Source organism: Klebsiella sp. V115_8 (assembly GCF_029967715.1).
GTDB lineage: Bacteria > Pseudomonadota > Gammaproteobacteria > Enterobacterales > Enterobacteriaceae > Klebsiella > Klebsiella quasipneumoniae.
Map to the genome: position 1 here is coordinate 1 of NZ_JASCAR010000020.1, position 600 is coordinate 600.

Here is a 600-nt window from a genome sequence, read left to right on the forward strand (position 1 = left end):
TAGCACGTCCTTCATCGCCTCTGACTGCCAGGGCATCCACCGTGTACGCTTAGTCGCTTAACCTCACAACCCGAAGACGTCTTGTTCTGTCCGGTTCGTTGCGCATCGTGAATCCTGCGTTGTTCCGTACTCGCGATGCTCATGGACATTAAGTCCACTCCGCTCGCTGCGTGCGGTACGCCTTGGCTTCACTTTGCTCACGTCACCTTTGACAGTGCCATCTTCTGATTGCGAAAATTTGAGAGACTCGAACACACATTAACTGTGTGTCGTTTCAATTTTCAGCTTGATCCAGATTTTTAAAGAGCAAATATCTCAAACATCACCCGAAGATGAGTTTTGAGATATATCGGCACGCGTCTTTCACTCACGAACCAGCAAGTGGCGTCCCCTAGGGGATTCGAACCCCTGTTACCGCCGTGAAAGGGCGGTGTCCTGGGCCTCTAGACGAAGGGGACACTGAAGTCTCAATCGCAAGACGCCTTGCTTCTCTACTTTCATCAGACAATCTGTGTGAGCACTACAAAGGCAGGTTCTTTAAGGTAAGGAGGTGATCCAACCGCAGGTTCCCCTACGGTTACCTTGTTACGACTTCACCCC

1 tRNA gene and 1 rRNA gene are annotated in these 600 nt (G+C 50.8%); both read right to left on the minus strand.

From position 1 onward, the window contains the following. Positions 1-382: 382 nt before the first annotated feature. A tRNA-Glu gene (locus tag QLG03_RS06085) sits at positions 383-458 on the minus strand. A gap of 85 nt (positions 459-543) precedes the next feature. Further along, positions 544-600, minus strand: a 16S ribosomal RNA gene (locus QLG03_RS06090); the annotation flags it as partial.